At 61.1% G+C, this 26,135-nt stretch carries 23 protein-coding genes and 2 pseudogenes; 20 read left to right on the top strand and 5 right to left on the bottom strand.

Features of this window, described 5'->3' with window-relative positions:
* Positions 1-130 precede the first annotated feature (130 nt).
* The 7 genes and pseudogenes from KBP52_RS05245 to KBP52_RS05215 all read left to right on the top strand — a co-directional run bounded on the left by KBP52_RS05245 (position 131) and on the right by KBP52_RS05215 (position 8,213).
* Positions 131-1,228 carry an AraC family transcriptional regulator gene (locus tag KBP52_RS05245; RefSeq protein WP_212622265.1) on the top strand — a complete coding sequence of 366 codons (1,098 nt, stop codon included), beginning with the start codon at positions 131-133 and terminating at the stop codon, positions 1,226-1,228.
* 518 nt (positions 1,229-1,746) lie between these two features.
* The gene (locus tag KBP52_RS05240) at positions 1,747-2,634 is read left to right on the top strand and encodes a Dyp-type peroxidase (protein WP_212622264.1); all 888 of its coding nucleotides are present in this window, start codon (positions 1,747-1,749) and stop codon (positions 2,632-2,634) included.
* A 10-nt stretch (positions 2,635-2,644) separates the two neighbouring features.
* A pseudogene (locus KBP52_RS05235) lies at positions 2,645-3,614 on the top strand (Gfo/Idh/MocA family oxidoreductase).
* A 210-nt stretch (positions 3,615-3,824) separates the two neighbouring features.
* A complete protein-coding gene (locus KBP52_RS05230; RefSeq protein WP_134173557.1) occupies positions 3,825-4,577 on the top strand; it encodes a GntR family transcriptional regulator in 753 nt (250 codons plus the stop codon).
* Entirely contained in the window at positions 4,574-6,304 is a 1,731-nt protein-coding gene (locus KBP52_RS05225) for a fumarate reductase/succinate dehydrogenase flavoprotein subunit (RefSeq protein WP_123595398.1), read from the top strand. Before KBP52_RS05230 ends, KBP52_RS05225 begins: the two co-directional genes overlap by 4 nt.
* Positions 6,305-6,332: 28 nt before the next feature.
* Positions 6,333-6,578, top strand: a complete 246-nt coding sequence (locus tag KBP52_RS05220; RefSeq protein WP_003225615.1) for a ferredoxin family protein — start codon at positions 6,333-6,335, stop codon at positions 6,576-6,578.
* A gap of 228 nt (positions 6,579-6,806) precedes the next feature.
* Positions 6,807-8,213 (top strand): ABC transporter substrate-binding protein, encoded by a 1,407-nt coding sequence (locus KBP52_RS05215; protein ID WP_212623105.1) that lies wholly within the window; start codon positions 6,807-6,809, stop codon positions 8,211-8,213.
* A gap of 144 nt (positions 8,214-8,357) precedes the next feature.
* Here KBP52_RS05215 and KBP52_RS05210 read toward each other — a convergent pair whose 3' ends face one another.
* Positions 8,358-8,705: a hypothetical protein gene (locus KBP52_RS05210; protein ID WP_212622263.1), complete on the bottom strand. Its 348-nt coding sequence runs from the start codon at positions 8,703-8,705 to the stop codon at positions 8,358-8,360.
* On the opposite strand from KBP52_RS05210, the gene KBP52_RS05205 reads away from it, so the two are divergent.
* Genes KBP52_RS05205 through KBP52_RS05190 form a run of 4 tightly spaced genes read left to right on the top strand, consistent with a single transcriptional unit; the run spans position 8,704 to position 11,565 of the window.
* The gene (locus tag KBP52_RS05205; RefSeq protein ID WP_137219539.1) at positions 8,704-9,483 is read left to right on the top strand and encodes an ABC transporter permease; all 780 of its coding nucleotides are present in this window, start codon (positions 8,704-8,706) and stop codon (positions 9,481-9,483) included. The genes KBP52_RS05210 and KBP52_RS05205 overlap by 2 nt on opposite strands.
* Positions 9,483-10,331, top strand: coding sequence for an ABC transporter ATP-binding protein (locus KBP52_RS05200; protein ID WP_212622262.1), 849 nt, complete (start codon positions 9,483-9,485; stop codon positions 10,329-10,331). Before KBP52_RS05205 ends, KBP52_RS05200 begins: the two co-directional genes overlap by 1 nt.
* Positions 10,328-11,290, top strand: coding sequence for a HEAT repeat domain-containing protein (locus KBP52_RS05195; RefSeq protein ID WP_212622261.1), 963 nt, complete (start codon positions 10,328-10,330; stop codon positions 11,288-11,290). The genes KBP52_RS05200 and KBP52_RS05195 overlap by 4 nt, the downstream gene beginning before the upstream one ends.
* Positions 11,287-11,565, top strand: coding sequence for a DUF971 domain-containing protein (locus KBP52_RS05190; protein WP_212622260.1), 279 nt, complete (start codon positions 11,287-11,289; stop codon positions 11,563-11,565). Before KBP52_RS05195 ends, KBP52_RS05190 begins: the two co-directional genes overlap by 4 nt.
* Positions 11,566-11,692: 127 nt before the next feature.
* On the opposite strand, the gene KBP52_RS05185 is transcribed toward KBP52_RS05190, so the two are convergent.
* The 3 genes from KBP52_RS05185 to KBP52_RS05175 all read right to left on the bottom strand — a co-directional run bounded on the left by KBP52_RS05185 (position 11,693) and on the right by KBP52_RS05175 (position 16,206).
* On the bottom strand, positions 11,693-13,351 hold the full coding sequence (locus KBP52_RS05185) for a phosphoethanolamine--lipid A transferase (RefSeq protein WP_212622259.1): 1,659 nt from the start codon (positions 13,349-13,351) through the stop codon (positions 11,693-11,695).
* A gap of 222 nt (positions 13,352-13,573) precedes the next feature.
* Positions 13,574-14,311, bottom strand: coding sequence for a TorF family putative porin (locus KBP52_RS05180; protein WP_212622258.1), 738 nt, complete (start codon positions 14,309-14,311; stop codon positions 13,574-13,576).
* Positions 14,312-14,463: 152 nt separating this feature from the next.
* Positions 14,464-16,206 (bottom strand): amidohydrolase, encoded by a 1,743-nt coding sequence (locus tag KBP52_RS05175; RefSeq protein WP_212622257.1) that lies wholly within the window; start codon positions 16,204-16,206, stop codon positions 14,464-14,466.
* A gap of 103 nt (positions 16,207-16,309) precedes the next feature.
* On the opposite strand from KBP52_RS05175, the gene KBP52_RS05170 reads away from it, so the two are divergent.
* From KBP52_RS05170 to KBP52_RS05135, 8 genes are all read left to right on the top strand, one after another.
* On the top strand, positions 16,310-17,227 hold the full coding sequence (locus tag KBP52_RS05170) for a LysR family transcriptional regulator (protein ID WP_212622256.1): 918 nt from the start codon (positions 16,310-16,312) through the stop codon (positions 17,225-17,227).
* A gap of 38 nt (positions 17,228-17,265) precedes the next feature.
* Positions 17,266-17,883 carry a transcriptional repressor LexA gene (gene lexA, locus KBP52_RS05165; RefSeq protein WP_116029050.1) on the top strand — a complete coding sequence of 206 codons (618 nt, stop codon included), beginning with the start codon at positions 17,266-17,268 and terminating at the stop codon, positions 17,881-17,883.
* A complete protein-coding gene (gene imuA, locus KBP52_RS05160; RefSeq protein WP_016986862.1) occupies positions 17,883-18,500 on the top strand; it encodes a translesion DNA synthesis-associated protein ImuA in 618 nt (205 codons plus the stop codon). The genes lexA and imuA overlap by 1 nt, the downstream gene beginning before the upstream one ends.
* 7 nt (positions 18,501-18,507) lie before the next feature.
* Positions 18,508-19,923, top strand: coding sequence for a DNA polymerase Y family protein (locus KBP52_RS05155; protein WP_212622255.1), 1,416 nt, complete (start codon positions 18,508-18,510; stop codon positions 19,921-19,923).
* The gene (locus KBP52_RS05150; RefSeq protein WP_212622254.1) at positions 19,899-22,997 is read left to right on the top strand and encodes an error-prone DNA polymerase; all 3,099 of its coding nucleotides are present in this window, start codon (positions 19,899-19,901) and stop codon (positions 22,995-22,997) included. Before KBP52_RS05155 ends, KBP52_RS05150 begins: the two co-directional genes overlap by 25 nt.
* 266 nt (positions 22,998-23,263) lie before the next feature.
* A complete protein-coding gene (locus tag KBP52_RS05145) occupies positions 23,264-23,950 on the top strand; it encodes a CsgG/HfaB family protein (RefSeq protein WP_161986630.1) in 687 nt (228 codons plus the stop codon).
* 28 nt (positions 23,951-23,978) lie between these two features.
* The gene (locus tag KBP52_RS05140; RefSeq protein ID WP_077573180.1) at positions 23,979-24,350 is read left to right on the top strand and encodes a DUF4810 domain-containing protein; all 372 of its coding nucleotides are present in this window, start codon (positions 23,979-23,981) and stop codon (positions 24,348-24,350) included.
* A complete protein-coding gene (locus KBP52_RS05135; protein WP_123595425.1) occupies positions 24,347-25,006 on the top strand; it encodes a DUF799 domain-containing protein in 660 nt (219 codons plus the stop codon). The genes KBP52_RS05140 and KBP52_RS05135 overlap by 4 nt, the downstream gene beginning before the upstream one ends.
* 137 nt (positions 25,007-25,143) lie before the next feature.
* Here the strand turns inward: KBP52_RS05135 and KBP52_RS05130 are convergent.
* Positions 25,144-25,287, bottom strand: a pseudogene (locus KBP52_RS05130) (flavin reductase family protein); the annotation flags it as partial.
* Positions 25,288-25,428: 141 nt separating this feature from the next.
* Here KBP52_RS05130 and KBP52_RS05125 point away from each other — a divergent pair.
* The gene (locus KBP52_RS05125; RefSeq protein ID WP_212622253.1) at positions 25,429-26,118 is read left to right on the top strand and encodes a GntR family transcriptional regulator; all 690 of its coding nucleotides are present in this window, start codon (positions 25,429-25,431) and stop codon (positions 26,116-26,118) included.
* Positions 26,119-26,135: the final 17 nt, after the last annotated feature.

The following is a 26,135-nucleotide window of genomic DNA, read 5'->3' as shown; positions in this document are numbered from 1 at the left end:
ACGTTGCGGCAGGGTATTGGCGGACACCGAGGGGGGCATCTGCGGACAGTTCGCGCACCCTGTGCTAACTTCCTTAGACATAACCGGTTACAAAAATAACAATCAAGCGTGATCCGGAATGTCAGCCCCCATGAACGTAAAAGTCCAAGACCCGACCTTCGAACTGGCGCTGGTCTCGCCATTTCTTTTGCAAACCCTCGCTGAAGTCGCGCAGAACAAGGGCATCGATCCCCAGAGCCTGTGCCGTGGGCTGGGTTTCACCCTTGAGGATCTACAGGATCCGGCGCAGCGGATTTCCTATCGTCAGGCGGTGGCGATGATTCAGCGCGCGCTCAAAGTGCTGCCCAACCAAGGCCTGGGGCTGTGGGTTGGTGCGCAGAACGTGCTTGGGACGTTGGGGCTGCTCGGGCATGTGTTGTCGCTGTGCAAGACCTTGCGCGATGCCTTTGCGTTGGGCATTCGGCATCAGCACACCTCGGGCGGGATCGTGGTGTCCAGCGTCGATGTGGTTGGCGGGCAGGTGCATCTCGATGCCGAATGCCGCTTGCCATTCACTGATGTGCAGGTGTTTGCGGTCGAGGAGTTCTTCGCCAGTTTGCTGGTGTATGGCCGCGCGCTGGTCGGGCCTGAGTTCAAGGCGATTGCCGTGGAATTCGTGCATGCCGCGCCGGATTACCTCAGCGAATACCAGCGCCTGCTCGGGCCGGAGGTGCGCTTCGGCTGCCTGCACAATCGCATGCTGATCGATGCGCAGTGGCTGGATGTGAACCTGCCCAATCATCATTCGCTGGCGTTGCGTCAGGCCGTTGCATTGCTGGAGCTGGAAGCGGCGCAGGTGCATCAGAAACTTGATTTGATTCAGGCTGTGGAGCGGGCGATTGCCCGGGATCTGAGCAGCGGCAGTCACATTGAAAAGATTGCCGGTGATTTGAATATGAGCAGTCGTACGTTGCGGCGGCGGTTGACTGAGCATGCGTTGACGTTTGAGGCTTTGCTGGAGCAGGTGCGGCAGGCGCGGACGATGAGTCTGCTGGCCAATCCGGATATGCCGATCGAGCGGATTACCGAGGAAGTCGGCTACAGCGATGTGCGCAGTTTTCGCCGGGCGTTCAAGCGCTGGACGGGGCTGAGTCCGAGTGCCTGGCGTAATGACGCCAACCCTCACCCCAGCCCTCTCCCGGAGGGAGAGGGGGCCGACCGCGGTGTCCTGCGAGTTACATCGACCTGAAAGATTGCGTCGATTATGGATTCAGCGCTGCACGTTCAGGTCGGTGTTTTACCTCTATTATCCCCTCACCCCAGCCCTCTCCCGGAGGGAGAGGGGGCCGACCGCGGTGTCTTGCGAGTTACATCGACCTGAAAGATTGCGTCGATTATGGATTCAGCGCTGCACGTTCAGGTCGGTGTTTTACCTCTATTATCCCCTCACCCCAGCCCTCTCCCAGAGGGAGAGGGGGCCGACCGAGGTGTCCTGCGAGTTACATCGACCTGAAAGATTGCGTCGATTATGGACTTGAGAGAATGAAGGCTAACCGGGGTTTCTTGAGTCATACATCGACCTGAAAGACTTTTGTCGATTATGGATTCGGTACAGCACTTTCAAGTCGGCGTATCTCCACAGCATCCCCCAATCAGTTCCCTCTCCCTCCGGGAGAGGGCTAGGGTGAGGGGCTTTTGACTTCCATCCAAACCCCCACAAATCCTCCGGCCACAGGTAAACTCCCGCGCACTTTCCAAGGAGTTCACATGAGTTACTACCAGCCGGGCATTCTCGCCACCCCAGTTCCTGCGCAAGCACGTCACCTGTTTTTCGCCATTGAGTCGGTGGAAGCGCTGCCGCAGGCGATCGACAATCTGCTGAATCAGGTGGACGGCAAGTCGGCGGTGGTCGGTTTCGGCGAATCCCTGGCCAAGGCCCTCAACGTGCAGATCGACGGCCTGCGCAGTTTCCCGGCGTTGACCGGCGTTGGCGTCGAGAACCCGTCGACCCAACACGCGCTGTGGGTCTGGCTGCACGGCGTCGACCGTGGTGAACTGCTCAACCGTTGCAACGCCCTCGAAGCCGCACTGGCCCCGGCCCTGCGTCTGGTCGAGATGCAGGAAGCCTTCCGCCACAAGGATGGCCACGACCTGACCGGTTACGAAGATGGCACCGAAAACCCCCACGACGAAGCCGCCATCGCTGCCGCCCTGCAAAGTGCCGGCACTGACGGCATGGTCGGTGGCAGCTTCGCCGCGATCCAGCAGTGGCAGCACGACCTCAAGGGTTTCCACAAGCTCTCGGCCGACGACAAAGACAACATCATGGGCCGTCGCCTCAGCGACAATGAAGAGATCGACGACGCGCCAGTCTCCGCCCACGTCAAACGCACCGCGCAGGAAAGCTTCGCCCCTGAGGCGTTCGTCGTACGCCGCTCGATGCCGTGGATCGAAGGGGATCGCGCCGGTCTGATGTTCCTCGCCTTCGGCCTCTCGCTGGATGCCTTCGAAGCGCAACTGCGCCGTATGAGCGGCCTGGAAGACGGCATCACCGATGGTCTCTATCGCATCAGCCGCCCAATCACTGGCGGCTACTACTGGTGCCCGCCGCTGAAGGACGGTCACCTCGATCTGCGCGCGTTACGCATCGGCTGAAGGAATCGATATGGACGTGGTGCGTTGGGGCATGATCGGTTGTGGCAGCGTCGCTGAGCGCAAGAGCGGCCCGGCTTTCTACAAAGCACCCGGTTCAGCGCTGGTGGCGGTGATGGGCCGACGCCTGGAAGCCGTGACCGACTACGCCGCGCGCCACTGCATCGAGCGGGTCTACACCGACGTCGACGCGCTGATCAACGATCCCGAGGTGGACGCGGTATACATCGCCACGCCACCCGACAGCCACCATGCATACAGCCTGAAAGTCGCCGCTGCCGGCAAGCATTGCTGCGTGGAAAAGCCGATGGCGTTGCATGCCGGGCAGAGCCGGGAAATGCAGCAGGCGTTTGCCGAGGCGGGTTTGCACCTGTTCGTTTCTTACTATCGCCGTTCGTTGCCACGCTTTGCGCAAGTGCGGCAATGGCTGGAGGAGGGGCGCATCGGTGAGGTTCGGCATCTGAGCTGGACGCTGACCAAAGCGCCGTCGCCGGCAGATTCTGGACGGTCGCGACAACTGGCGCACCGATCCTGCGGTGGCCGGTGGCGGTTACTTCGCTGATCTGGCCAGTCATGGTTTTGATCTGTTCCAGTACCTGCTCGGCGACATTGTCGAGGTCGCCGGTTTCACTGCGCGTCAGGCCGGGTTGTACGCGGCAGAGGACGCCGTCAGCGCCAGTTGGCGGTTCGCTTCAGGCGCGCTGGGCATGGGTTGCTGGAGCTTTGTTGCGGATCGGCGTGAGGATCGGGTCGAGATCATCGGCAGCCTTGGGCGGATCAGTTTTTCGGTGTTTGATGAGCATCCCGTGCAATTGCATGCGGAGGAAATCATCAGCCTGGACATCCCTCATCACGAACACATTCAGTGGCATCACGTGCTGGGCATGAACGCTCACATTCGTGGTGATTCCAAACATCCCGCCGTCGCCGAACAAGCGCTCAAGACCGATTGGGTCATGGATCAAATCCTCAAACGCCAGTAGCACACAATTTCCCTGTAGGAGTGAGCCTGCTCGCGATAGCAGTGTGTCAGGCACCGGATTCGTATCTGATACACCGCTATCGCGAGCAGGCTCACTCCTACAAAAAGCGATCGTGTGAAGCATCTAAGGTTATGCCCAAACAATATTTCTCAACCTCGTCATAACAACTCTAAGATCACGTCATAACTCGTTATAACAAGTGATCCCGTGATGACCGATAACGTTCTTTCCCTTAGCAGCGTTCCTCTGCACACCCAGCTGCGCGACGTCCTGCGTGCGCGGATTCTCGACGGCGAATACCCGCAAGACAGCCAGATGCCCTCCGAAAGCGAACTCGGTGCGCTGTTCAAAGTCAGCCGCATCACCGTGCGCCAGGCGCTCGGCGATCTGCAAAAGGAAGGGCTGATCTTCAAGATCCACGGCAAAGGCACCTTCGTCGCCAAGCCGAAAACCTTTCAAAACGTCAGCAGCCTGCAAGGCCTCGCCGAGTCGATGACCGGTCGCGGCTACGAGGTGATCAACCGCCTGCGCAGCTTCAAATTCATCCCCGCCGACAAGCGCGTCGCCGAGCGTTTGCAAGTCGCCGAAGGCGAGATCGTCACGCAGATCAAACGCGTACGGCTGATCAACCGTGAGCCGATTTCGCTGGAAATCACCTACCTGCCCAAAGCCGTCGGCGAGCGGCTGGAGAAGGCCGATCTGGTCACTCGCGACATCTTCCTGATCCTCGAAAACGACTGCGGCATTGCCCTCGGCCACGCTGATCTGGCTATCGACGCGGTGCTCGCCGACAGCGACCTGACCCAGGCGCTGAACGTCGAAGCTGGCTCGCCGATCATGCGCATCGAGCGTCTGACCCACGACGCGCAAGGCCAGCCGCTGGACTTCGAACACCTTTACTACCGTGGCGATGCGTTCCAGTACCGCCTGCGGATTGACCGGCAAAAAGGGGAGCAGGCATGACCCGCAACGTTCTCGAACAGGAATACGACATCGTCGTCATCGGCGGCGGCACCGCAGGCCCGATGGCCGCGATCAAGGCCAAGGAAAAGAACCGCGACTTGCGCGTGTTGCTGGTCGACAAGGCCAACGTCAAACGCAGCGGCGCGATCAGCATGGGCATGGACGGCCTGAACAACGCGATCATTCCCGGCCACTCGACGCCTGAGCAGTACACCAAGGAAATCACCATCGCCAACGACGGCATCGTCAATCAGGCCGCCGTTTACGCCTACGCCACCCACAGCTTCGAAACCATCGAACAGCTCGACCGTTGGGGCGTGAAGTTCGAGAAGGACGAAACCGGCGATTACGCGGTGAAAAAAGTCCACCACATGGGCGCCTATGTGCTGCCGATGCCGGAAGGGCACGACATCAAAAAGGTCCTTTATCGCCAGTTGAAACGTGCCCGGGTGAGCATCACCAATCGCCTGGTCTGCACGCGGTTGCTGACTGACGAGGAGGGCACCGTCAACGGTGTGATGGGCTTCGATTGCCGCAGCGCCGACTTCCATGTGATCAAAGCCAAAGCGGTGATCCTCGCCTGTGGCGCTGCCGGGCGACTCGGTCTGCCGTCGTCGGGCTATCTGATGGGCACCTACGAAAACCCGACCAACGCTGGCGACGGTTACGCGATGGCCTATCACGCCGGCGCCGAACTGGCCAACCTCGAGTGCTTCCAGATCAACCCGCTGATCAAGGATTACAACGGCCCGGCCTGCGCCTACGTCACCGGCCCGCTGGGTGGCTACACCGCCAACAACAAGGGCGAACGCTTCATCGAGTGCGACTACTGGAGCGGGCAGATGATGTGGGAGTTCCACCAGGAACTGGAGAGCGGCAACGGCCCGGTATTCCTCAAACTCGATCACCTGGCGGAAGAAACCATCCAGAACATCGAGGAAATCCTGCACAGCAACGAGCGCCCGAGTCGCGGCCAATTCCACGCCAATCGCGGCACCGATTACCGCACGCAAATGGTCGAAATGCACATTTCCGAAATCGGCTTTTGCAGCGGTCATTCGGCGTCTGGTGTGTGGGTCAACGAGCGTGCCGAGACGTCGGTGAAAGGCTTGTATTCGGCGGGTGACATGGCCGCTGTGCCGCACAATTACATGCTCGGCGCGTTCACCTATGGCTGGTTCGCCGGACATAACGCCGCCGACTTCGTCGCCGGCCGCGAATTTTCTGCGCTGGATGCCGAGCAGATCGAAAAGGAAAAAGCCCGCGTCTACGCACCGCTGGATCGCGAGCACGGTCTGCCGCCGGCCCAGGTCGAATACAAGCTGCGGCGCTTCGTCAACGATTACCTGCAACCGCCGAAAGTCACCAAGAAGATGCAGATCGGCCTGCAACGCTTCAGCGACATCGAACGCGATCTCGAGCAGATGAAGGCCAACAACGCCCACGAACTGATGCGCGCGATGGAAACCAGCGTGATCCGCGACTGTGCCGAAATGGCCGCTCGCGCCTCGTTGTTCCGCGCCGAAAGCCGCTGGGGCCTGTACCACTATCGCGTCGATCATCCGCAGCGCAACGACAGCGAATGGTTTTGCCATTGCCACCTGAAGAAGGGTGATGACGGCCAGATGACCAGTTTCAAGAAAGCCGTCGAGCCTTACATCATCCCGCTCGATGCTGAAGAAATGCAGGCTTACGACCGTTTGCGGGTCGGTGCATTCGCCGCTTGATACATCAATAAATCAAAGAGTCCGAACCATGGCCTATCAAGCTCAGGAAATCTTCTTCCGCTCCAACGCCCCCGTCACCGTGGACGAGGACAAATGCATCGCCGAAAAGGGCTGCACCGTGTGTGTCGACGTTTGCCCGATGGATTTGCTGGCGATCAACCCGGCGACGCAGAAGGCCTACATGGCGTTCGATGAATGCTGGTACTGCATGCCGTGCGAAAAGGATTGCCCGACCGGTGCCGTCAAGGTCGACATCCCCTATCTCCTGCGTTGAAACCCGATCCCCTGTAGGAGTGAGCCTGCTCGCGATAGCGGTGTGTCAGTCAGCACATCAACATCTGGAAAACCGCTATCGCGAGCAGGCTCACTCCTACATTTGAACTGTGACAACCCAAAGCCATCCGGTGAACCCCGGACGCTGGAATAACCAAAAACCCCTCGTTTCCCACCGCGCCCTGATCGCGGCGGAGACGAACTCAAATAAATGATTCGAGGGGAAACAATCATGTTGCGTGCAGCAATCGCCGGTCTGGTACTGGCTTCGTTCACCGTGTCGGCCTCGGCCGAAACCATCCGCATTGCCATCGGCACCCAGGACACCACCATCAACTGCGCCGCCGGCGGCTTGTTGATTCGTGAACTCGGTCTGCTCGACAAATACCTGCCCCACGACGGCGCTTACAAAGACGCCAAGTACGACGTGCAGTGGAAGAACTTCACCAGCGGCGCACCGCTGACCAACGAGATGGTCGCCGGCAAACTCGACTTCGGCGCCATGGCCGATTTCCCCGGTGCGTTCAACGGTGTCGCGTTCGAAACCGCCGGCAAGCACAGCCTGTTTATCAGCGTGCTGTCGGGCAGCATCAAGGGCAGCGGCAACGGCATCGTCGTGCCCAGCGCGTCGGGCGTGCAGGCGCTGAGCGAGCTCAAGGGCAAGACCATTTCCGTGCCGTTCGCTTCGACCGCCCACGGCATGTTGCTGCGTGCGGTGGCGGAGCAGGGCTGGGATCCGCTCAAGGATGTCAACATCATCGCCCAGCCGCCGGAAGTCGCCGGCTCGGCGTTGCAGGCCGGCAAGATCGACGCCCACGCCGATTTCGTGCCGTTCGCCGAGCTGTTCCCGAGCCGGGGTTTCGCCCGCAAGATCTACGACGGCGCCCAGGCCAATGCGCCGACATTCCACGGTGCGCTGGTGGATCAGACTTATGCGAAGAAGTATCCGGAGATCGTCGTCGCGTACCTGCGCGCGAGCATCGAGGCCAATCGACTGCTCGCCGCCGAGCCTGAAAAGTACAGCGAGCTGATCGCCAAAGTCACCGGTGTCGATGCCGAGGTGAATTACCTGTTCCACGGCCCGCTCGGCGTGCAGACCCGCGACCTGAGCTGGAAGCCGGAATATCGCCAGGCGGTCGGCACGGCTATCGATACGTTGAAGCTGTTGAAGAAGGCTGATCGCGGGCTCGATCTGAATACGTTTATTGACGATCAGTACATCCGTGCGGCGTTCAAGGCGTCGGGTCTGGATTACACGGCCCAGTTGGCCAACTACGCGCAGACGCCGTTGAAGGCCACGGATGCGGCGACCGGTAAAGCGATCAGTGACTTCAGCCATGTCGCGGAAATCTGGGTGCGCGGTGAGAGCAAGGTGCGGCAGTACGCGTCTGCGGAAGAGGCGTTTACCGCGTTGGCCGCGTTGAAGCAGGAAGGCAAAAACGTCCGTGCGGTGTATGCGCAGGCCAGTGACAGCGGGATCAAGTTGCTCGCGGAGCAGGCGTGGTTTGCCAGTGATGCGAAGGGGCGTCTGAGTGCGTTTCTGCTCAAGGGGCAGGCTCAGCAATATGCTTCAGCGCAGGGTGGCAAGGTTTTCGACTTCACCGACGCCACTGCCCAGGCGGTTGCTGCGCGTTGATGAAGATCAAAAGCCCCTCACCCTAGCCCTCTCCCGGAGGGAGAGGGGACTGACCGCGGTGTTTTGGCAAGGTACGCCGACCTGAAATACCGAGTCGAACTCAGGTTCTGAAAAGCACGAATATCGCTCCTTCTTGAACCGAACTCAGGTTTGAAAAGCATGAAGATCGGCTCCTTCTTGAGCCGAACTCAGGTTTTGAAAAGCACGAATATCGGCTCCTTCTTGAGTCGAACTCAGGTTCTGAAAAGCATGAAGATCGGCTCCTTCTTGAGCCGATCTCAGGTTTTGAAAAGCACGAATATCGGCTCCTTCTTGAGCCGAACTCAGGTTTTGAAAAGCATGAAGATCGGCTCCTTCTTGAGCCGAATTCAGGTTTTGAAAAGCATGAAGATCGGCTCCCTTTCCCCCTCGCCCCCCTTGGGGGGAGAGGGCTGGGGTGAGGGGGGTAAATCTCAGCCACAACACAGCTCCACAACTGGAAACCCGCTCCATGAAAACACCCATCCGCTGGACATCAAGAGCCACATCCTTGCTGCTCTGCCTGCTGTTCTGGCAACTCGCTGCCAGCCACCACTGGAACCTCGGCCTCGTCACCTTCGCCAACGTGCCAACACCTATCGCGGTGATCGAAGCAGCGCTGGGCCTCGGCGACTCCGGCAAGCTCCTGCAACACCTCACCGCCAGCCTCAGCCGCGTCTTCGCCGGCTATCTCGCGGCGCTAATCATCGGCATCGCCCTCGGTCTAGCCATCGGCCGCTCGAAATGGGCCGAAGACCTGCTGCTGCCCCCACTGGAAGTCCTGCGCCCAATCCCTGCCGTCGCATGGATTCCACTGGCCATCCTGATGTTCCCGTCCTCGGAACTGTCGATGGTCTTCATCACCTTCACCGGCGCGCTGTTCCCGATCATGCTCAACACCGTGCACGGTGTCGAAGGTGTCGATCCACGGCTGATCGCCTCAGCGAAAAGCCTCGGTGCAGGGCGCCGCGCGATCCTGCTGGAAGTGATCCTCCCGGGCGCAGCGCCAAGCATCATCACGGGTCTGGCGATCGGCATGGGCACGTCTTGGTTCTGCCTGGTCACGGCGGAAATGATCTCCGGCCAGTTCGGCATCGGTTACTACACCTGGGAGTCCTACACGATCCAGAACTACGCCGACATCGTCGTTGGCATGCTCTTGATCGGCGTATTGGGCATGGGCAGCAGTCTGCTGATCAAACGTCTGGGCGGGTTGTTCACGCCCTGGCATCGACCGCGAGGAAAAGCCTGATGAGCGTGATGCAAACCCCGGAAGGGCGGATCGATATTCGCCAACTGTCCATCGTTCTCGGCGCAGGACGGGAAGCGTTCGAAGCCGTGCGCGAACTCGATTGCCAGATCGAGCCCGGCCAGTTCGTCTGCATTCTTGGCCCGTCCGGTTGCGGTAAATCGACCTTGCTCGGTGCCTTGGCCGGGCATCTGAACGCGCATGCCGGCAGCCTGAAAGTCGATGGCGCGGCGGTGTCCGGCCCGTCACCGCAGCGCGGCATGGTGTTTCAGCACCACACGCTGTTTCCGTGGCGTACGGTGCGTGACAACGTCGCCTTCGGTCTGAAAATGCGTGGCATCGGCAAGGCCGAACGTCATCGCGCCGCCGATGACATTCTCAAACTGGTCGGTCTCGAAGGTTTCGCCGAACGCTGGCCCGATCAACTTTCCGGCGGTATGCAGCAACGGGTGGAAATCGCCCGAGTGTTGGTCAACCGTCCGCGCCTGCTGCTGATGGACGAGCCATTCGGCGCGCTGGATGCGCTCACCCGTTTGAACATGCAAGAGCTGCTGCTGGACATCTGGACGCGCATCCGCACCACCGTGGTCTTCGTTACCCATGACATCGACGAGGCGTTGTTCCTCGCCGACCGCCTGCTGGTGATGAGCGCACGACCGGGGCGAATCATCGAAGACTTGCGCCTGGATTTCGCCCGGCCACGCACCAGCGAACTGGTCACCAGTCCCGAGTTCTCCCGACTCAAACGCCACTGCCTCGACCTGCTGCGCCACGACGATGAACGACCGCTGCCGCGCCTCAATCCGCTCGGCCTGCCTCCTGAAAACCCTTTGCCGCGATTTGCCCTATGACCTCTATTTTTGCTGTGACCGATAACCAAGACATTCTCGATCTGCAACCGCGCCTGACTGCCGAAGACGCCGGCGTGCGACGCATTGCACTGATTGATCTGGCCGATCTCGAAGAGCCCGATGGCTTGCTTTGGCTGGTCGACCGCCTCAGCCAGGATCCTGCTGAAGACGTCCGCGCTGAAGCCGCGCGTTTGCTGGAGGCCTGGGAAGATGAGGACGTCGTCCAAGCCTTGTGTGAAGCCTTGACCGACTCGTCGCCCGCCGTGCAATCCGCTGCTGCGCAGAGCCTGAGTCTGCTCAAGACTGAAGCGGCGGGGCGGGTGATTCTGCCGTGGACCGATCACGCTGACGTCAGCGTGCGCATCGCGGCGTTTCGTGCCTTGCGTGAACTGCGTTTCGCTGACGCCGCTCCTTCAGCCGTCGCGGCATTGAATGATGCCGACGCCAATGTCCGTCGCGAAGCCGTCGGCGTGCTCGGCTGGCTCAAGCAACTCGACGCACTGCCAGCCCTGGCGCGATTGGCCAGCGATGACCCGGACACCGAAGTACGCCGCGCCGCCACCGGCGCTTTGGGCCTGGCCTCCAGCGCCGACGTCCTCCCGGCCCTGCGCCAGGCCTTGCAGGACAACGCCTGGCAAGTGCGCGAAGAAGCCGCGACAACCCTGGGCAAAGTCGGCCACCGCGACGCCGGCCCGGCCTTGGTCGAAGCGCTGAGCGATGACTATTGGCAAGTGCGCCTGCGCGCCACCCGCAGCCTCGGTCGTTTGCAATTTGCCCCGGCACTGGACGCGCTGATTGAAACCCTCGGTCATCGCATCAGCAACCTGCGCAAGGAAGCCGCGCTGGCCTTGGGTGAACTGAGTGATCGTGGTGCCGTGGCGGCGCTGCAGGCCGCGCAGGACGACGGCGACCCGGAAGTGCGCAAAGCCGTGCGCATCGCGTTGAGTCAGTTGCAATGAATCCGCTATCGGTGGGGAATTCGCAAAGCGAAGGCACCTTGCGCCTGAGCTGGCCGGACGGCCGCGAACAACAACTCAACCACGCCGAATTGCGCCGCCATTGCCCGTGCTCGCAATGCCGCGCGTTTCGCCTGAAAGGTCTGACGCCGCTGGTGGATGATCGCGTACGGCTGATCGAACTCAACCCCCAGGGCTACGGCGTGCAACTGGTGTTCAGCGACGGCCACCAGCGCGGCATTTACCCGTGGGCCTACCTGGCAAATCTCAATCCTTGATACACCACAGCCCCCTGTAGGAGTGAGCCTGCTCGCGATAGCGGTGGATCAGCCAACATCGTTGTTGAATGACACACCGCTATCGCGAGCAGGCTCACTCCTACAAGGGATCTACGCAATATCCGGGTTATTGGGCGGCAGTCATCGAAGGCCGGCAACCATGAAAAATATCCAGCCCCGGCTGATACAGCGAAGTCTTCACCTCAAACAACCCCAGCACCGAATGAAACAGGTTGTCGTGGCTCAGATCCGTCTGCCCGGTCTTGCCTTGCAGGCAGCCGCGATCAATCCCCTCACTGGCGAGCGTGCCGTCGCCGAACCACATCACCATCGGCACATGGGTCTGTGCTTCCGGCGCCAGCGCATACGGCGCCGCATGCAGGTACAGGCCATTCTCGCCCAGCGATTCACCGTGGTCGGAGACGTACACCATCGAGGTGTCCAGCGAGTCCTGATTGCGCTTGAGCAGTTCGATGACCTTGGCGAGGAAATGGTCGGTGTACAGAATCGTGTTGTCGTACACGTTCACCAGTTCATCACGGCTGCAACTGCCCAACTGGTTGGTGTGGCAGATCGGTTTGAAGCGCTCCATGGCTTTCGGATAGCGCTCGTAGTATTCCGGTCCGTGGCTGCCGTCGGCGTGCAGGACGATGATCGCGTGGCCCTTGAGGCTGTCGATGTAGCTTTGCAGATCTTGCAACAGCGCCTCGTCGAGGCAGTTGTTGCCATCGCAGAACGGCCCCGGTTGATTCTTCGAAATGTCGCGATGCGGCACCCGCAGGCAGGTGCCTTTGCAGTCGCTGTTGTTGTCCAGCCACAGCACTTGCACGCCGGCACGCTGGAGGATGTCGAGCAGGCCCTCGTAGGTTTTGCCTTTCTTGTCGCTGTAATCCTCACGCGGGAACATCGAGAACATGCACGGCACCGAGACCGCCGTCGACGTGCCGCAGGAATGCACCTGGGTGAAATTGAGGATGTCCAGTTTGCTCAGTTCCGGATTGGTCTCGCGTTCATAACCGTTCAGCGAAAAATGATCGGCGCGCGCGGTTTCACCGACCACAAACACCATCAGCGATTTCTTCTCGCGGCTGGCGGCCTTGGCGCTCATCACCGCGTCTTCACCAATGGCCTGCACCACAAAGTGCTTTTTGATGCCCAGGCGTTGCTTGGTGTACTTGCTGATCGCGTAGATGTAGTTGGTCGGGTTGATGAAGTGGGTGAGTTTGTCTTCTTCGCGAAAGATCGGCGCGTAGGTCGAATAGAACGTGCCCACCGAAGCCGCGATCACCACTACACAGGCGATGATCACCAGAATCTTGTTGAGCAAGCCGCGAAAGAACGGCCGATAACTCACCGGCCAACGCCAGATCAACGCCGCCGGCAACACACCGAGCAACAGCAGGTAAGCCAGCAGTTTGCCGTTGAACAGCGCAGTGGCTTCGGCGGGGTTGGTTTCGAAGACGTTCTGGATCATCACCGTGTCGATGGTGATGCCGTATTCGTTCATGAAATACGCGGCGCAGGCCGAGAGCAGGGCGATCACGGTGAGCGTTGGTTTCAGTGTCCAGCGGAACGACACCAGGGTCAGCAGCAGGGTGATCGCGGCCCACAAAAACAGCCCGAACGAAGCAAAGAACGCCACTTTGTGCGCGCCTTGCAGGGTGATCAGTGTGCCCAGCGCCCTCCAGGTCGCCAGGTTGTACAACGCCACCAGCGCCAGGGAAAACAGCAGCACCAGCCGGGTAGGAGTGATGGACGGTAAACGCAGTCCGTTGCCCAAAGCCATGTCAAACATTCCTCTACATGAATGAAAACCACGCGGTTGCGCGTGTAACTGTAGAAGAACATTAGTAAAAAATTCGTAAACATCCTGTAACAACTACCGAACGCACAGCAAAACCCTGTAGGAGTGAGCCTGCTCGCGATAGCGGTGTGTCAGACAACATATCGACACCAGACACACCGCTATCGCGAGCAGGCTCACTCCTACAGGGGGATTTTCAGGGGGTCAGAAAGATTTGCTGACGCTGGCGACGACGGTGGCGGTGCAGACGTCTTTGAAACCCCAATTGCTCAGGCATTGGGTTTGTGAGAGATCAGTGTCGATGTAGCTCAGGCCCAACACCACCCCGGCCAGGTTATGGGTGAGTTTGACTTCCCATTCCCGATAACTGTCCTCAGCCTGCCCGGACGCCGAGTACAAATGCGGGTCCTTGAAATCCATATTGCCGTAGCGCAGCTTCAACCCCGAGTCGTAAGGCAACTCGGTTTCATAGCCGATGTAGCTGTACAGCGAACTCTGCTTGCTATCGATCCCCGGCGCATCACTGGAGTAATACGCCGCCAGCTTCACCCCATAAACCCCGAGAATCCCGTAGACCTCGCTCTGATTGAACTGGCTTTCCCTGGGGTAGGCGTACTTGATGTAGCCCAGATCGAGGCTGACCTCCTCGGTTGCCTGCCACAGCCAACCGCCGTAGTAATCGACTTCCTGACGGGTTTTCAGGCCACCGCCGAAATCGACGTTGGAACTCCAGGCGCCGAGGTACAGACCGCTGCTGTGCGCGAGGGTCAGGCCGGCCTGTACGGCGGGGTCATTCTGGGTTTGCGAGATGCCCCGGGTGCGGTAGTCGCTGGCGAGGGTCAGGTCTACCTCCAGCGCAAAGTCATCGTTCAAGGGGATTGCAAAACTGCTCAACGGCAGCACGCTCAAGAAACTCAGGGCGAACAGAGGCAAGGCTTTCATGTGAAGTCCCGATGTTGTGATTATTTTTGGGCAGTACGAAAACCTTGTAGGAGTGAGCCTGCTCGCGATAGCGGTATTGCATTCAACATTGTTGTTGGCTGACACACCGCTATCGCGAGCAGGCTCACTCCTACAAAGGAAAGATTGTGTTGTTATTGGGTGGCGGTGTAGACCTGACGGCCGCCGAACCAGGTTTGCAGGACCTGGGTGTCATGCAGGGCCTTGTTGTCGACGCTGAACACGTCGCGATCGAGCACGATAAAGTCCGCCTGCTTGCCCGGCGTCAGCGAACCGATCTGCTTCTCCAGGCCAATCGTCCGTGCGGCGTTAACGGTGTAGGCATAGAACATCGTGTCGCGGTCCAGACGCTCCTCGGCATTGAGTACGCCCAATGGGCCGACACGAGTAATCGCCTGGGCCATGGCATTGAACGGGTTCGGCGTCGATACCGGCCAGTCACTGGCGCCGGCAATCGTCGCGCCCTGTTTCAACAGCGAATGCGCCGGGTACTGATAGCGAAAGGCGAGGGCGCTGACGTAGGGCTTGATCATGTCGGTGGTGTAGTCGTCGGCGCTGGCCCACAGCAGTTGCATCGAGGCGATGACGTTGAGCGGTTTGAAACGGGCGAACTCTTTCGGGTTGACCATTTGCAGGTGAGTGATCGAGTGGGTCACGCCGCTCTGCCGATCCTTGCGTGCCTGAGCGATGCCGTTCAGCGACTCACGCACGGCGCGGTCGCCGATCGCGTGGATATGCACCAGCCAGCCGCGCTGGTCGATGGCGCTGACCAGTTCGCCGAAATGCTGCGGATCGATCAGCAGTTCGCCCTGTTTGTGCGAGTTGCTGTACGGATCGATCATCGCCGCGCTCTGTGCCGGGAATTCGATCACGCCGTCGGCGAAGATCTTGATCCCGGGCAGGGTCAGGTTGGGAATGCCCTGAAATTGCTGGCGCACCTTGTCCAGCGTATCGAGGTCGGCGGGCACGCTTTTCGGGTTGGCCACCAGCAGCGCCGCGACGTGCACGCTCATGTCGCCGCTTTCCGACAGCGCTTTGTAGGCCGGCAGCACGCCGACGGTTTTCTCGGTGGGTTTGAGCGCGAACACCGCTTCACCCGGTGCGGCGTTGGCGGCCGGATCCATCCACGCGGTGATGCCGAGGCTGTTGTTGTAGCGCACCGCTGATTTCGCGGCGTTCAACATGTCGGCAGGGCTCGGCACCGGCATTTTCGAGGCGACCCGATCCCAACCGGCGTCGACGACAAAGCCGTTCGGCTCGCCGTTGGCCAGCTTGCCGATGGTGTCTTTTTCCGCATCGGGCAGGGTTTTCAGCAGGGCCGCGTCAATGCCGGCGCGCTTGAGCATCACATTGTTGGCCCACGCCGTGTGGTGGTCGCTGCCGATAAACACCACTGGCACATCGGCCCATTCGCCGCTGTTGAAGGTGGTGCCCAAGGCTTCGGCCTGCGCCCAATAAACCGAACTCATGCCGGCAATGCTCAGCACATCGCCGTGTCTGGCCTTGCCATCTGCACGCCAGTCGCGCAGGCGTTTTTGCAGTTCGTCGAGGCCGACGACTTCGTCTTCCATGTTCGCCGAAACCATTTCCAGTCCACCGAAAATCGCGTGGGAATGGCTGTCGATCAGGCCGGGCATCAGCGCTTTGCCCTTGAGGTCGATGACTTGGGTGCCGGGTTCGATCAAGGCTTTGATCTGCGCGTCGGTGCCGACTTTCAGCACTTTGCCGTTTTCTACGGCGAGGGCTTGCACCTTGGGTTGCGCACGGTCGGCGGTGAAAATCTTGCCGTTGAGCAGGATCAGATCAGGTGCGGCCATGGCTTCCATCGAGGCAAAACTTACAGCGGCTGCCAACAGACTCGGGATGAATCTTTTCATTGAAGATTTCCTTGTTATTGCGTCTGATGGCGAGATTAGTGGCTGGTAGCGCCTGACAGAACGCCTCCCTCACGAAAAACGTTTTTGCCTGAATGGAAAAAGCATGGACAAGTTGGGTGCATTGAAAATGTTCGTGGTCACCGCGCAGCTCGGCAGTTTCAGCCGCGCCGCCGAGCAGTTGGGCAAGACCCCGTCGGCGCTGACCAAAGCGGTCAATCACCTGGAGTCGGAGCTGGGTGCACGGCTGTTCGAGCGCAGCACGCGGCGGATTTTGCTCACCGAAATCGGCCGTGTGTACCTGGAAACCGCGCGGCTGGTGTTGCAACGGTTGGATGAGGCCAGCGAGGAAATCGAGCAGTTGCAGCACGGCTTGCGCGGCAGCCTGAAAATCACCGCACCGCTGGCGTATGGCCGGGCGTTTCTCGATCAGGTGTGTGACGGCTTTTTGCAGCAATACCCGCAGATCAGCCTGCAAGTGGACCTGTGCGATGCCTTCGTCAATTTGCTGGAAAGTGGCTACGACCTGGCGTTGCGCGAGGGCCACGATGACTTGCCGGGGCTAATTGCGCGGGTGGTTGGCAGCAATCGTCTGGCCTTGTGCGGCAGCCCGGAGTACCTCGCTCGCAAGGGCTTGCCGGTGAATCCGCAGACGCTTGAGCAGCACGAATGGTTGCTTTATCAGCACCCGTTGCTCAGCCGCGAGTTCTGGTGGGCCGAGCGTGACGGGCAGCGTTTGAGCCTGGCGCAACCCGCAGCGCCGTTGTTGCGCAGTGACAATTACGATTTGTTGCTGGCGAGTGCTTTGGCCGGGCGTGGTTTGCTGCACACGCCGCTGTGGAGCGCTGCGCCGTACATTGCCGACGGGCGATTGGTGCGGGTCATGGCCGATTATGAGATCGACCCGGATACCTTTGGCCCGCACATTCTCGCGGTGTACCCGAGTCATCGGCGGGCCACGGCCAAGGTCGTCGCGTTCATCGATTACATCGCAGCATTTCTGGCCGAACGTGGCTTGAGCTGACTGGCGGCGCTTGTCAGGAAAATCCTACAGGAGTACAAATGTGCTCCATGACCAATCTGACTCCCCGCCGTACCGCCATTCTGACCTTTATCCGCGATCGAATCGCCGAACACGGTCAGCCCCCAAGCCTCGCTGAAATCAGCGAGGCTTTTGGTTTTGCCTCGCGCAGCGTGGCGCGCAAGCACGTGCTCGCGCTGACCGAAGCCGGTTTTATCGAGGTCAATCCGCATCAGGCCCGCGGCATTCGCTTGCTCGGGCAACCGCCGCGCCCGGAATTGCTCGACATTCCGGTGCTCGGCCGCGTCGCTGCCGGTGCACCGATTGGCGCCGACGCCGACATCCATAGCCGCTTGCTGCTCGACCCGGCGCTGTTCTCGCGCACACCCGATTACATGCTGCGGGTGCAGGGCGATTCGATGATCGAGGACGGCATCCTCGATGGCGATCTGGTCGGCGTGAAGCGCAATCCCGAAGCACTCAACGGCCAGATCGTCGTGGCGCGGCTCGACGGTGAAGTCACCATCAAACGCTTCGAACGGCTCGGCGCAGAAGTGCGGCTGTTGCCGCGCAACCCAGCGTATCAGCCGATTGTCGTGCGCGACGATCAGGATCTGGCCATCGAAGGGGTGTTCTGCGGTCTGGTGAGGCAAGGCTGATGGGCGCCGTCGTTGCGTTGGACACGCTGTTCAATGGCGGCCAGGTCTGGAAGGGCCGACCTGCGCCCCCCGCTGCCAGCCCGCAACCGACCGGGCACGCCGCGCTGGACGCGGCCCTGCCCAGTGGTGGCTGGCCGGAAGCGGCGCTGAGCGAAATCCTCTTGGCCGGCCCCGGGGTCGGCGAACTGCAACTGGTCTGGCCGACGCTGGCGCGGTTGGCGGCGGCGGGCGAGCGCATTGTGCTGGTGGCGCCGCCATTCGTGCCGTACCCGCAGGCGTGGGAGAACGCCGGGGTCGATCTGCGCCAGTTGTCGGTGATTCAGGCCAGTGAACGCGATGCCTTGTGGGCGGCGGAACAGTGCCTGCGTTCGGGCAGTTGCGGCGCCGTACTGTGCTGGCCGCACAAGGCCGATGACCGTGCGTTGCGGCGTTTGCAGGTGGCGGCAGAAACCGGCCAGACCCTGGCATTTGCCTGGCGTCCGTTGAGCGAAGCGGTCAACCCGTCACCGGCGGCGTTGCGCATCGCCATCGACGCCAAACCTGCGCAGTTGCGCGTGCTCAAGTGCCGTGGCGGTTTGGCGCGTGCGGCGCCGATTGCCTTTGCCGTGGGTCATTGAGGTCGTCATGCGCTGGGTGTGTATTCTGTTTCCGCAATTGGCCCTCGACGCCGTGCTGCGTCAGCGTCCCGATCCTGATGAGCCATTGGTGCTGCTCAACGGCCCGGCCCAGCGCCGGGTGTTGCAAGCGGTCAACCCGGCGGCGCGCAAACTCGGTTTGCGTGCCGGCCAGTCGATGACTGCCGCCCAGGCCATGAGCAAGGGGTTTGTCACTGCCGATTACGAGGCGGCCGAGGTCGAACACTGGCAGCAGTTTCTCGCTGCGTGGGCCTACCGTTTCAGTTCGCAGGTCAGCGTGCATTACCCACGCACCGTGGTATTCGAGATCGAATCGAGCCTGGGTCTGTTCGGTTCGTGGGCGCAGTTCGAAGCACGACTGCGCCAGGAACTGACCGAACTGGGCTTTCGTCATCGCATCGTCGCTGCACCGAATCCGGTGGCGGCGCGGGTGCTGGCCAATGCTTATGACGGCTTGGTGGTGCCGGACGGCGAGGCCTTGCAGCATCACCTCGGCCTGTTGCCGGTCGACCGCGTCGGCCTGGAGCCAAGCGTGGCCACGGCGTTGTCGCGCATGGGCCTGCGCAATCTTACTCAGGTGCAGAGCCTGCCGCGTCAGGCACTGGCGCGGCGCTTTGAAGCGCAGATGCTCAAGCACCTCGACACTCTGTTCGGTGCGCGGCCATTGGCGCTGGCGTTTTATCTGCCGCCGGATCGCTTCGATGTGCGCATCGAACTGAATTTCGACGTGCAATCCCATCAGGCGCTGCTGTTCCCGTTACGCCGTTTGACCGGCGATCTGTCGGCGTTCCTCTGCGGGCGCGACAGCGGCGTGCAGCGTTTCGACCTGCATCTGGAACACGCCGGGTTGCCGGACAGCGTGATCAAGGTCGGCCTGCTCAGCGCCGAACGTGATCCGGCGATGCTCTTCGAACTGGCCCGTGGTCGGCTGGAACAAGTACAGGTCGAGGCACCGGTGCGTGGCTTTCGCCTGCGCGCCGAGGACCTGCCGAGCTTCGTGCCGCAGTTTCAGGAACTGTTCGACGATCGTCCGCAACAGACCTTGCCGTGGGAGCAATTGCGCGAACGCCTGCGTGCACGCTTGGGCGATGACGCCGTGCAGGGGCTGCGCTTTCAGGCGGATCATCGTCCGGAGTGCGCGTGGCAGCACGGCGTCGACAAACAACGCTGCGCAGGCTTGCCGAGCGTGCACCGTCCGGGCTGGTTGCTCGGCGAGCCGCAAAGTGTGGCAGAAGGTTCGGCGCGGATTCTCATGGGTCCGGAGCGTATCGAATCCGGCTGGTGGGACGGTGACGATGTGCGCCGCGATTATTACCTGATCCAGAACCGCGCCGGCCAACAGGGTTGGGCTTATCGCGCGGTGGGTGAGGGCGGTCCGTTGTGGCTGCAGGGCTGGTTTGCATGAACGACGGTTATGCCGAACTGCACTGCCTGTCGAACTTCAGTTTTCAGCGCGGTGCCTCCAGTGCGCTGGAACTGTTTCAGCGCGCAAAAAAGCACGGCTATCAGGCGCTGGCGATCACCGATGAGTGCACGCTGGCCGGGATCGTTCGGGCCTGGCAAGCGGCGAAATCGGTTGAGCTGCCGCTGATCATTGGCAGTGAAATTCGCATCGAAAATGGTCCGAAACTGGTGCTGTTGGTGGAGAACCTGGCGGGTTATCAGGCCTTGTGTGGTTTGATCACCCGCGCCCGACGGCGCACGCAGAAGGGCCAGTATCAGGTGCTGCGCGAGGACTTCGCCGAGCCGTTGCCGGGGTTGCTGGTGTTGTGGGTGCCGGATTCACTCGATGACGTGGAAGAGGGCCGTTGGCTGCAGCAGACCTTCGCCGAACGCCTGTGGCTGGCGGTGCAATTGCATCGTGGCCAGGACGATCAGCAACGGCTGGCGAGCTTGTTGAGTCTGGCCGCCGAGTTGCAGATTCCGCCGGTAGCCAGCGGCGATGTGCACATGCATGCCCGTGGCCGGCGTGCCTTGCAGGACACCATGACGGCGATCCGTCATCACGTGCCGGTGGCTGAGGCGGGGTTGCGTTTGCATCCCAATGGCGAGCGGCATTTGCGCAGTGTCGAGGTCGTGCGCGAGTTGTATCCGCAGGCCTTGCTGGATGAGTCGGTGAAGCTGGCCCGACGCTGCACCTTTGATCTGGGCGAGTTGCGTTATCAATACCCGAAAGAGTTGGTGCCCGAGGGGCACAGCGCCAGTTCCTGGCTACGGCAACTGACCAAGGAAGGCATCGCCTGGCGCTGGAAGAAAAGTGCGTCCTTCAAGGTGCTGAGGCAGATCAACAAGGAGCTGAAGCTGATCGCCGAACTCGGCTATGAAAGCTACTTCCTCACCGTACATGACGTGGTGCGCTTTGCCCGCGAGCAGAGCATTCTCTGTCAGGGCCGTGGCTCCGCGGCCAACTCGGCGGTGTGTTTTGCCTTGGGCATCACCGAGATCGACCCGGATCGCACCACGCTGCTGTTCGAGCGTTTCATGTCCAAGGAGCGCAATGAACCGCCGGACATTGATGTCGACTTCGAGCACGAACGCCGCGAAGAAGTCCTGCAATACGTGTTTCGCCGTTATGGCCGTGGTCGTGCGGCGCTGACGGCGGTGGTCAGCACCTACCACGCTGCCGGCGCGGTGCGCGACGTGGCCAAGGCCCTGGGCCTGCCGCCCGATCAGATCAACGCACTGGCCGATTGCTGCGGCCACTGGAGCGATGAAACCCCGCCGCTCGCGCGTTTGCTCGAAGGTGGCTTCGACCCCGACAGCCCGGTGTTGCGCCGGGTGTTGAGCCTGACCGGGCAACTGATCGGTTTTCCCCGGCACCTGTCGCAGCATCCCGGCGGCTTCGTGATTTCCGAGCAGCCGCTGGACACGCTGGTGCCGGTGGAGAACGCGGCGATGGCCGAGCGCACGATCATCCAGTGGGACAAGGACGACCTCGACGCGGTCGGCCTGCTCAAGGTGGATATCCTCGCCCTCGGCATGCTCAGCGCAATCCGCCGTTGCTTCGATTTGCTGCGCCGTCACCGCAATCTGGATCTGAGCCTGGCGACCATCCCGGCTGAAGACAAACCGACCTACGAGATGATCAGCCGCGCCGACACCATTGGCGTGTTCCAGATCGAGTCACGGGCGCAAATGTCGATGCTGCCGCGCCTGAAACCGGCGAAGTTCTATGACTTGGTGATTGAAGTGGCCATCGTCCGCCCGGGGCCGATTCAGGGCGGGATGGTTCATCCGTATCTGCGCCGCCGGAACAAGGAAGAGGAGGAAACCTACCCGTCGCCAGAACTCAAGGTCGTTCTGGAAAGAACCCTCGGCGTGCCGCTGTTTCAGGAGCAGGTCATGCAGATCGCCATCGTCGCCGCCGACTACAGCCCCGGCGAGGCCGATCAATTACGTCGCTCGATGGCCGCGTGGAAACGCCACGGTGGCTTGGAGCCGCACAAGGAACGCCTCGCCGCCGGCATGAAGAAGAATGGCTACACGCCAGAGTTCGCCGCGCAGATTTTCGAGCAGATCAAAGGCTTCGGCAGCTACGGTTTTCCCGAATCCCACGCCGCCAGTTTTGCTTTGCTGACCTACGCCAGTTGCTGGCTCAAGTGCCACGAACCGGCGGCGTTCGCCTGTGCGTTGATCAACAGTTGGCCCATGGGTTTCTACAGCCCGGACCAGATTCTGCAGGACGCGCGCCGGCATCATTTGCAGATTCGCCCGGTCGACGTGCGTGCCAGTGACTGGGATTGCAGCCTGGAAACCACCACGGCGGCGCAACCGGCGATTCGCATGGGCCTGCGCATGATCAAGGGCTTTCGCGAAGACGATGCCCGGCGCATCGAGGCGGCGCGGGCGCGCGGGGCGTTTGCCGATGTCGCCGATCTGGGCGAACGGGCCGCACTCGACAGTCGGGCGCAGGCGTTGCTCGCCGATTCCGGGGCGTTGCGCGGTTTGGCCGGGCATCGGCATCGGGCGCGCTGGGAAGTCGCCGGGGTGCAGAAACAGCTGGGCCTGTTTGCCGGGTTGCCGAGTCAGGAGGAGGCCGAGGTGATGCTGCCCAAACCCAGCGTTGGCGAGGATCTGCATGCCGATTACAGCACCGTCGGCACCACGTTGGGGCCGCATCCGTTGGCGCTGTTGCGCGGTGAACTCAAAGCCCGGCGTTGTCGTAGTTCGCAGGAATTGCTCGACGTCGAACACGGTCGGCCGGTGAGCGTCGCCGGGCTGGTGACGGGGCGCCAACGACCGGGCACCGCCAGCGGTGTGACGTTTGTGACCCTGGAAGACGAATTCGGCAACGTCAACGTGGTGGTCTGGCGCGATCTGGCCGAGCGTCAGCGGCAAGTGCTGGTGGGTTCGCAATTGCTCAAGGTCGATGGCCGCTGGGAGCGCGAAGGCGAAGTGCGCCATCTGATTGCCGGGCGCCTGAGCGATCTCAGCCCGCTGCTCAACGGCATCCGCGTGCAGAGCCGCGATTTCCACTGATCCCAGGCCAAACACAAAACCCCTGTAGGAGTGAGCCTGCTCGCGATAGCGGTGTGTCATTCACGGTGATGTTGTCTGACACACCGCTATCGCGAGCAGGCTCACTCCTACAGGGTTTTGTGTGTACTCAAGACAGCCAATTCATTGGCGTCAAAAAAGCCTGTCGCGAATGATGGCACTTTGTCATAATGCCGCCCCTTTTCAGCTCCCGCCGCGCATTGCCGCGCCGGGACATCCCCGTTTTTCAAAAGGAATACTCAGTGAGAATGATCTCCCGGATGCTGGTTTCAGGCGTTGCGATTGCTGTGCTCGGCACGATTGCCGGCACACTCGCCGGTTGCGCCACCGAAAGCTCCCGTGCATTGCCGGTGGCCAAGGTTGAAAGCGCCACACAAGTCTGGACCGGCGTTCGCGTGCCAATGGCCGTGGGCAAGTTCGACAACCGCTCCAGCTACATGCGCGGGATCTTCTCCGACGGCGTCGACCGTCTCGGCGGTCAGGCCAAGACCATTCTCATCACTCACTTGCAGCAGACCAACCGCTTCAGCGTGCTGGACCGCGACAACATGGGTGAAATCCAGCAGGAAGCCGCGATCAAGGGCCAGGCCCAACGCTTGAAAGGCGCTGATTACGTGGTCACCGGTGACGTCACCGAGTTCGGCCGCAAAGAGACCGGCGATCACCAGTTGTTCGGCATTCTCGGCCGTGGCAAGACTCAAGTGGCTTACGCCAAGGTCAACCTGAACATCGTCAACATCAGCACTTCCGAAGTGGTGTATTCGACCCAGGGCGCCGGCGAATACGCCTTGTCCAATCGCGAAATCATCGGCTTCGGCGGCACCGCTGCCTACGACTCGACCCTCAACGGCAAAGTACTGGATCTGGCCATGCGCGAGGCGATCAATCGTCTGGTCGATGGCATGAACGCCGGTGCCTGGAAACCGGGCAACTGATCGACGCCCATTGCAAGGAGCAACACCCATGACTCTGACTTTGTCGCGCTCGCTGATGGCGCTGACGCTGGCCGCCAGCGCCTTGCTGACCGGTTGTGCCCCCGGCCCGCAAACCCTGTACCAATGGGAAGGCTACGAACCCCAGGTCTACGAATACTTCAAAGGCGAAGAGCCGAAAGAAGCCCAGGCCGAAGCGCTGGAACGTGACCTGCAGAAAATCCGCTCCACCGGCAAAGCCGTACCGCCGGGCTACCATGCGCACCTTGGCCTGCTCTATCTGAGCATGGGCAAGGACGATCAGATGGTGCAGCAGTTCAACACCGAGAAAACCCTGTTCCCCGAGTCCGGCACGTACATGGACTTTCTGCTCAAGAACGCCAAGAGCGGAGACGCGAAATGATTGCGCGTACCTTGAAACTGCTGGCCGCCGGTCTGGCCCTGACTGTGCTGGGTGGCTGCGTCGCGCCCAAGACCGTGGATTACGCGGCCTACAAACAGGCGCGGCCGAAGACCATTCTGGTGCTGCCACCGCTGAACACTTCGCCGGACGTGAAGGCGTCGTACAGCCTGTTGTCGCAGGTGACGTTTCCGTTGGCGGAAGCCGGTTATTACGTGCTGCCGATTACGCTGGTTGACGAGACGTTCCGCCAGAATGGCCTGACCACCCCGGACGATATCCACCAGGCACCGGCAAACAAACTGAGGGACATCTTCGGTGCGGACGCGGCGCTGTACATCACCGTGACCGAATACGGTACGCGTTACATGGTGATCAGCAGCGAAACTGCGGTCACTGCGACGGCAAAACTGGTTGACCTGAAAAGCGGCACGACGCTGTGGACCGGTTCGGCGCGGGCGTCGAGCGAAGAGGGCGGCAACAACGGCGGTGGCGGTCTGATCGGCATGCTGATCACGGCGGCTGTGAAGCAGGTCATCAACAGCGCCACCGATGCCGGCTACCCGATCGCCGGCGTGGCGAGCAATCGTCTGCTCTCGGCCGGACACCGGGCAGGCCTGCTGTACGGCCCACGCTCGCCGAAGTACGGCACGGACTGAATTGTCAGCTGCGGCAGAAACCCCCTGTAGGAGTGAGCCTGCTCGCGATAGCGGTGTGTCAGACAACACATCGACACCTGACACACCGCTATCGCGAGCAGGCTCACTCCTACAGGGGAATGCGTTTCTCTTCTGGGTTATTTCGCGGCCGGCCAAAACCGCTCGCCACCGCCCGGTGCTTCCGTCCACGCTTGCAACGAGCGGGTCGGCAGATCGGAGTAATCGCGGGTTCGCGCATAGCCATGGCCACCCATGCGCCCGATCGCATCCAGGCCCAATTGACCGATGTTCAGCGCCATCCTCCGTCGGTATGCAATATATGAATGCAATTTGCCAAGGCCCGGATTAACCTGCGTCTGCCGCCCTTTTCCATGGCCAGGCATCGCCAGGGGCTGGTTGCCTGACGCTAAAGGAGTGTTCGAATGACCGAGAAGAAACCGGAAACCACGGTCGACCGCGTCTACCAAGGGGTTTACGAGGCGATCAGCAAGCGCTCGTTGCGCCCGGGGATGAAACTGGGCGAGGCCTCGTTGGCCGAGTTATTCAATGTCAGCCGCACGTCGGTGCGCGCGGCATTGAAGCAATTGGAGGCCGATGGGCTGGTCACCACCGAGCCCAATAAAGGTGCATCGGTGTCGCTGCCGAGCAATGAAGAGCTCCGCTCGCTGTTTGAAACCCGCCGGCTGATCGAGATCGGCATCGTCACCGAACTGTGCCGGCGCAAGGACGGCGCGGCGATGCACGACCTGCGCGAACACCTGCTGCTGGAAGATGAAGCCCACGCGGCGGGCGATCATGAACGCTTGATTCATCTGCTCGGCGAGTTCCATATCAAACTGGCGCGCAGCCTCAATAACCCGGTGCTGCTCGACTGGTTCCAGAAGCTGATCTCCCGCGCCTCGCTATACGCCGCCGCGCTGGATGACGACAGCCATGAAGTCTGCCGCGACAACGAACACCTGCGCCTGATCGAGTACATCGAAGCCGGCAATCAGAGCGCCGCCATCGAGCTGACCTGCACCCATCTCAACGGCATCGAGAAGGCCATTCTCGACGTCGCCGCGAAGATGAAAACTGGCTACCATCCGCTCAAGCACCTGATCGGGGTCTAGTCTCCGCGCGGGAATGA

Origin of the sequence: Pseudomonas sp. SCA2728.1_7, from assembly GCF_018138145.1 — a bacterium.
Classification (GTDB): domain Bacteria; phylum Pseudomonadota; class Gammaproteobacteria; order Pseudomonadales; family Pseudomonadaceae; genus Aquipseudomonas; species Aquipseudomonas koreensis_A.
Note: the sequence above shows the minus strand (reverse complement) of the source record. Positions and strands in the feature narration are given on the sequence as shown.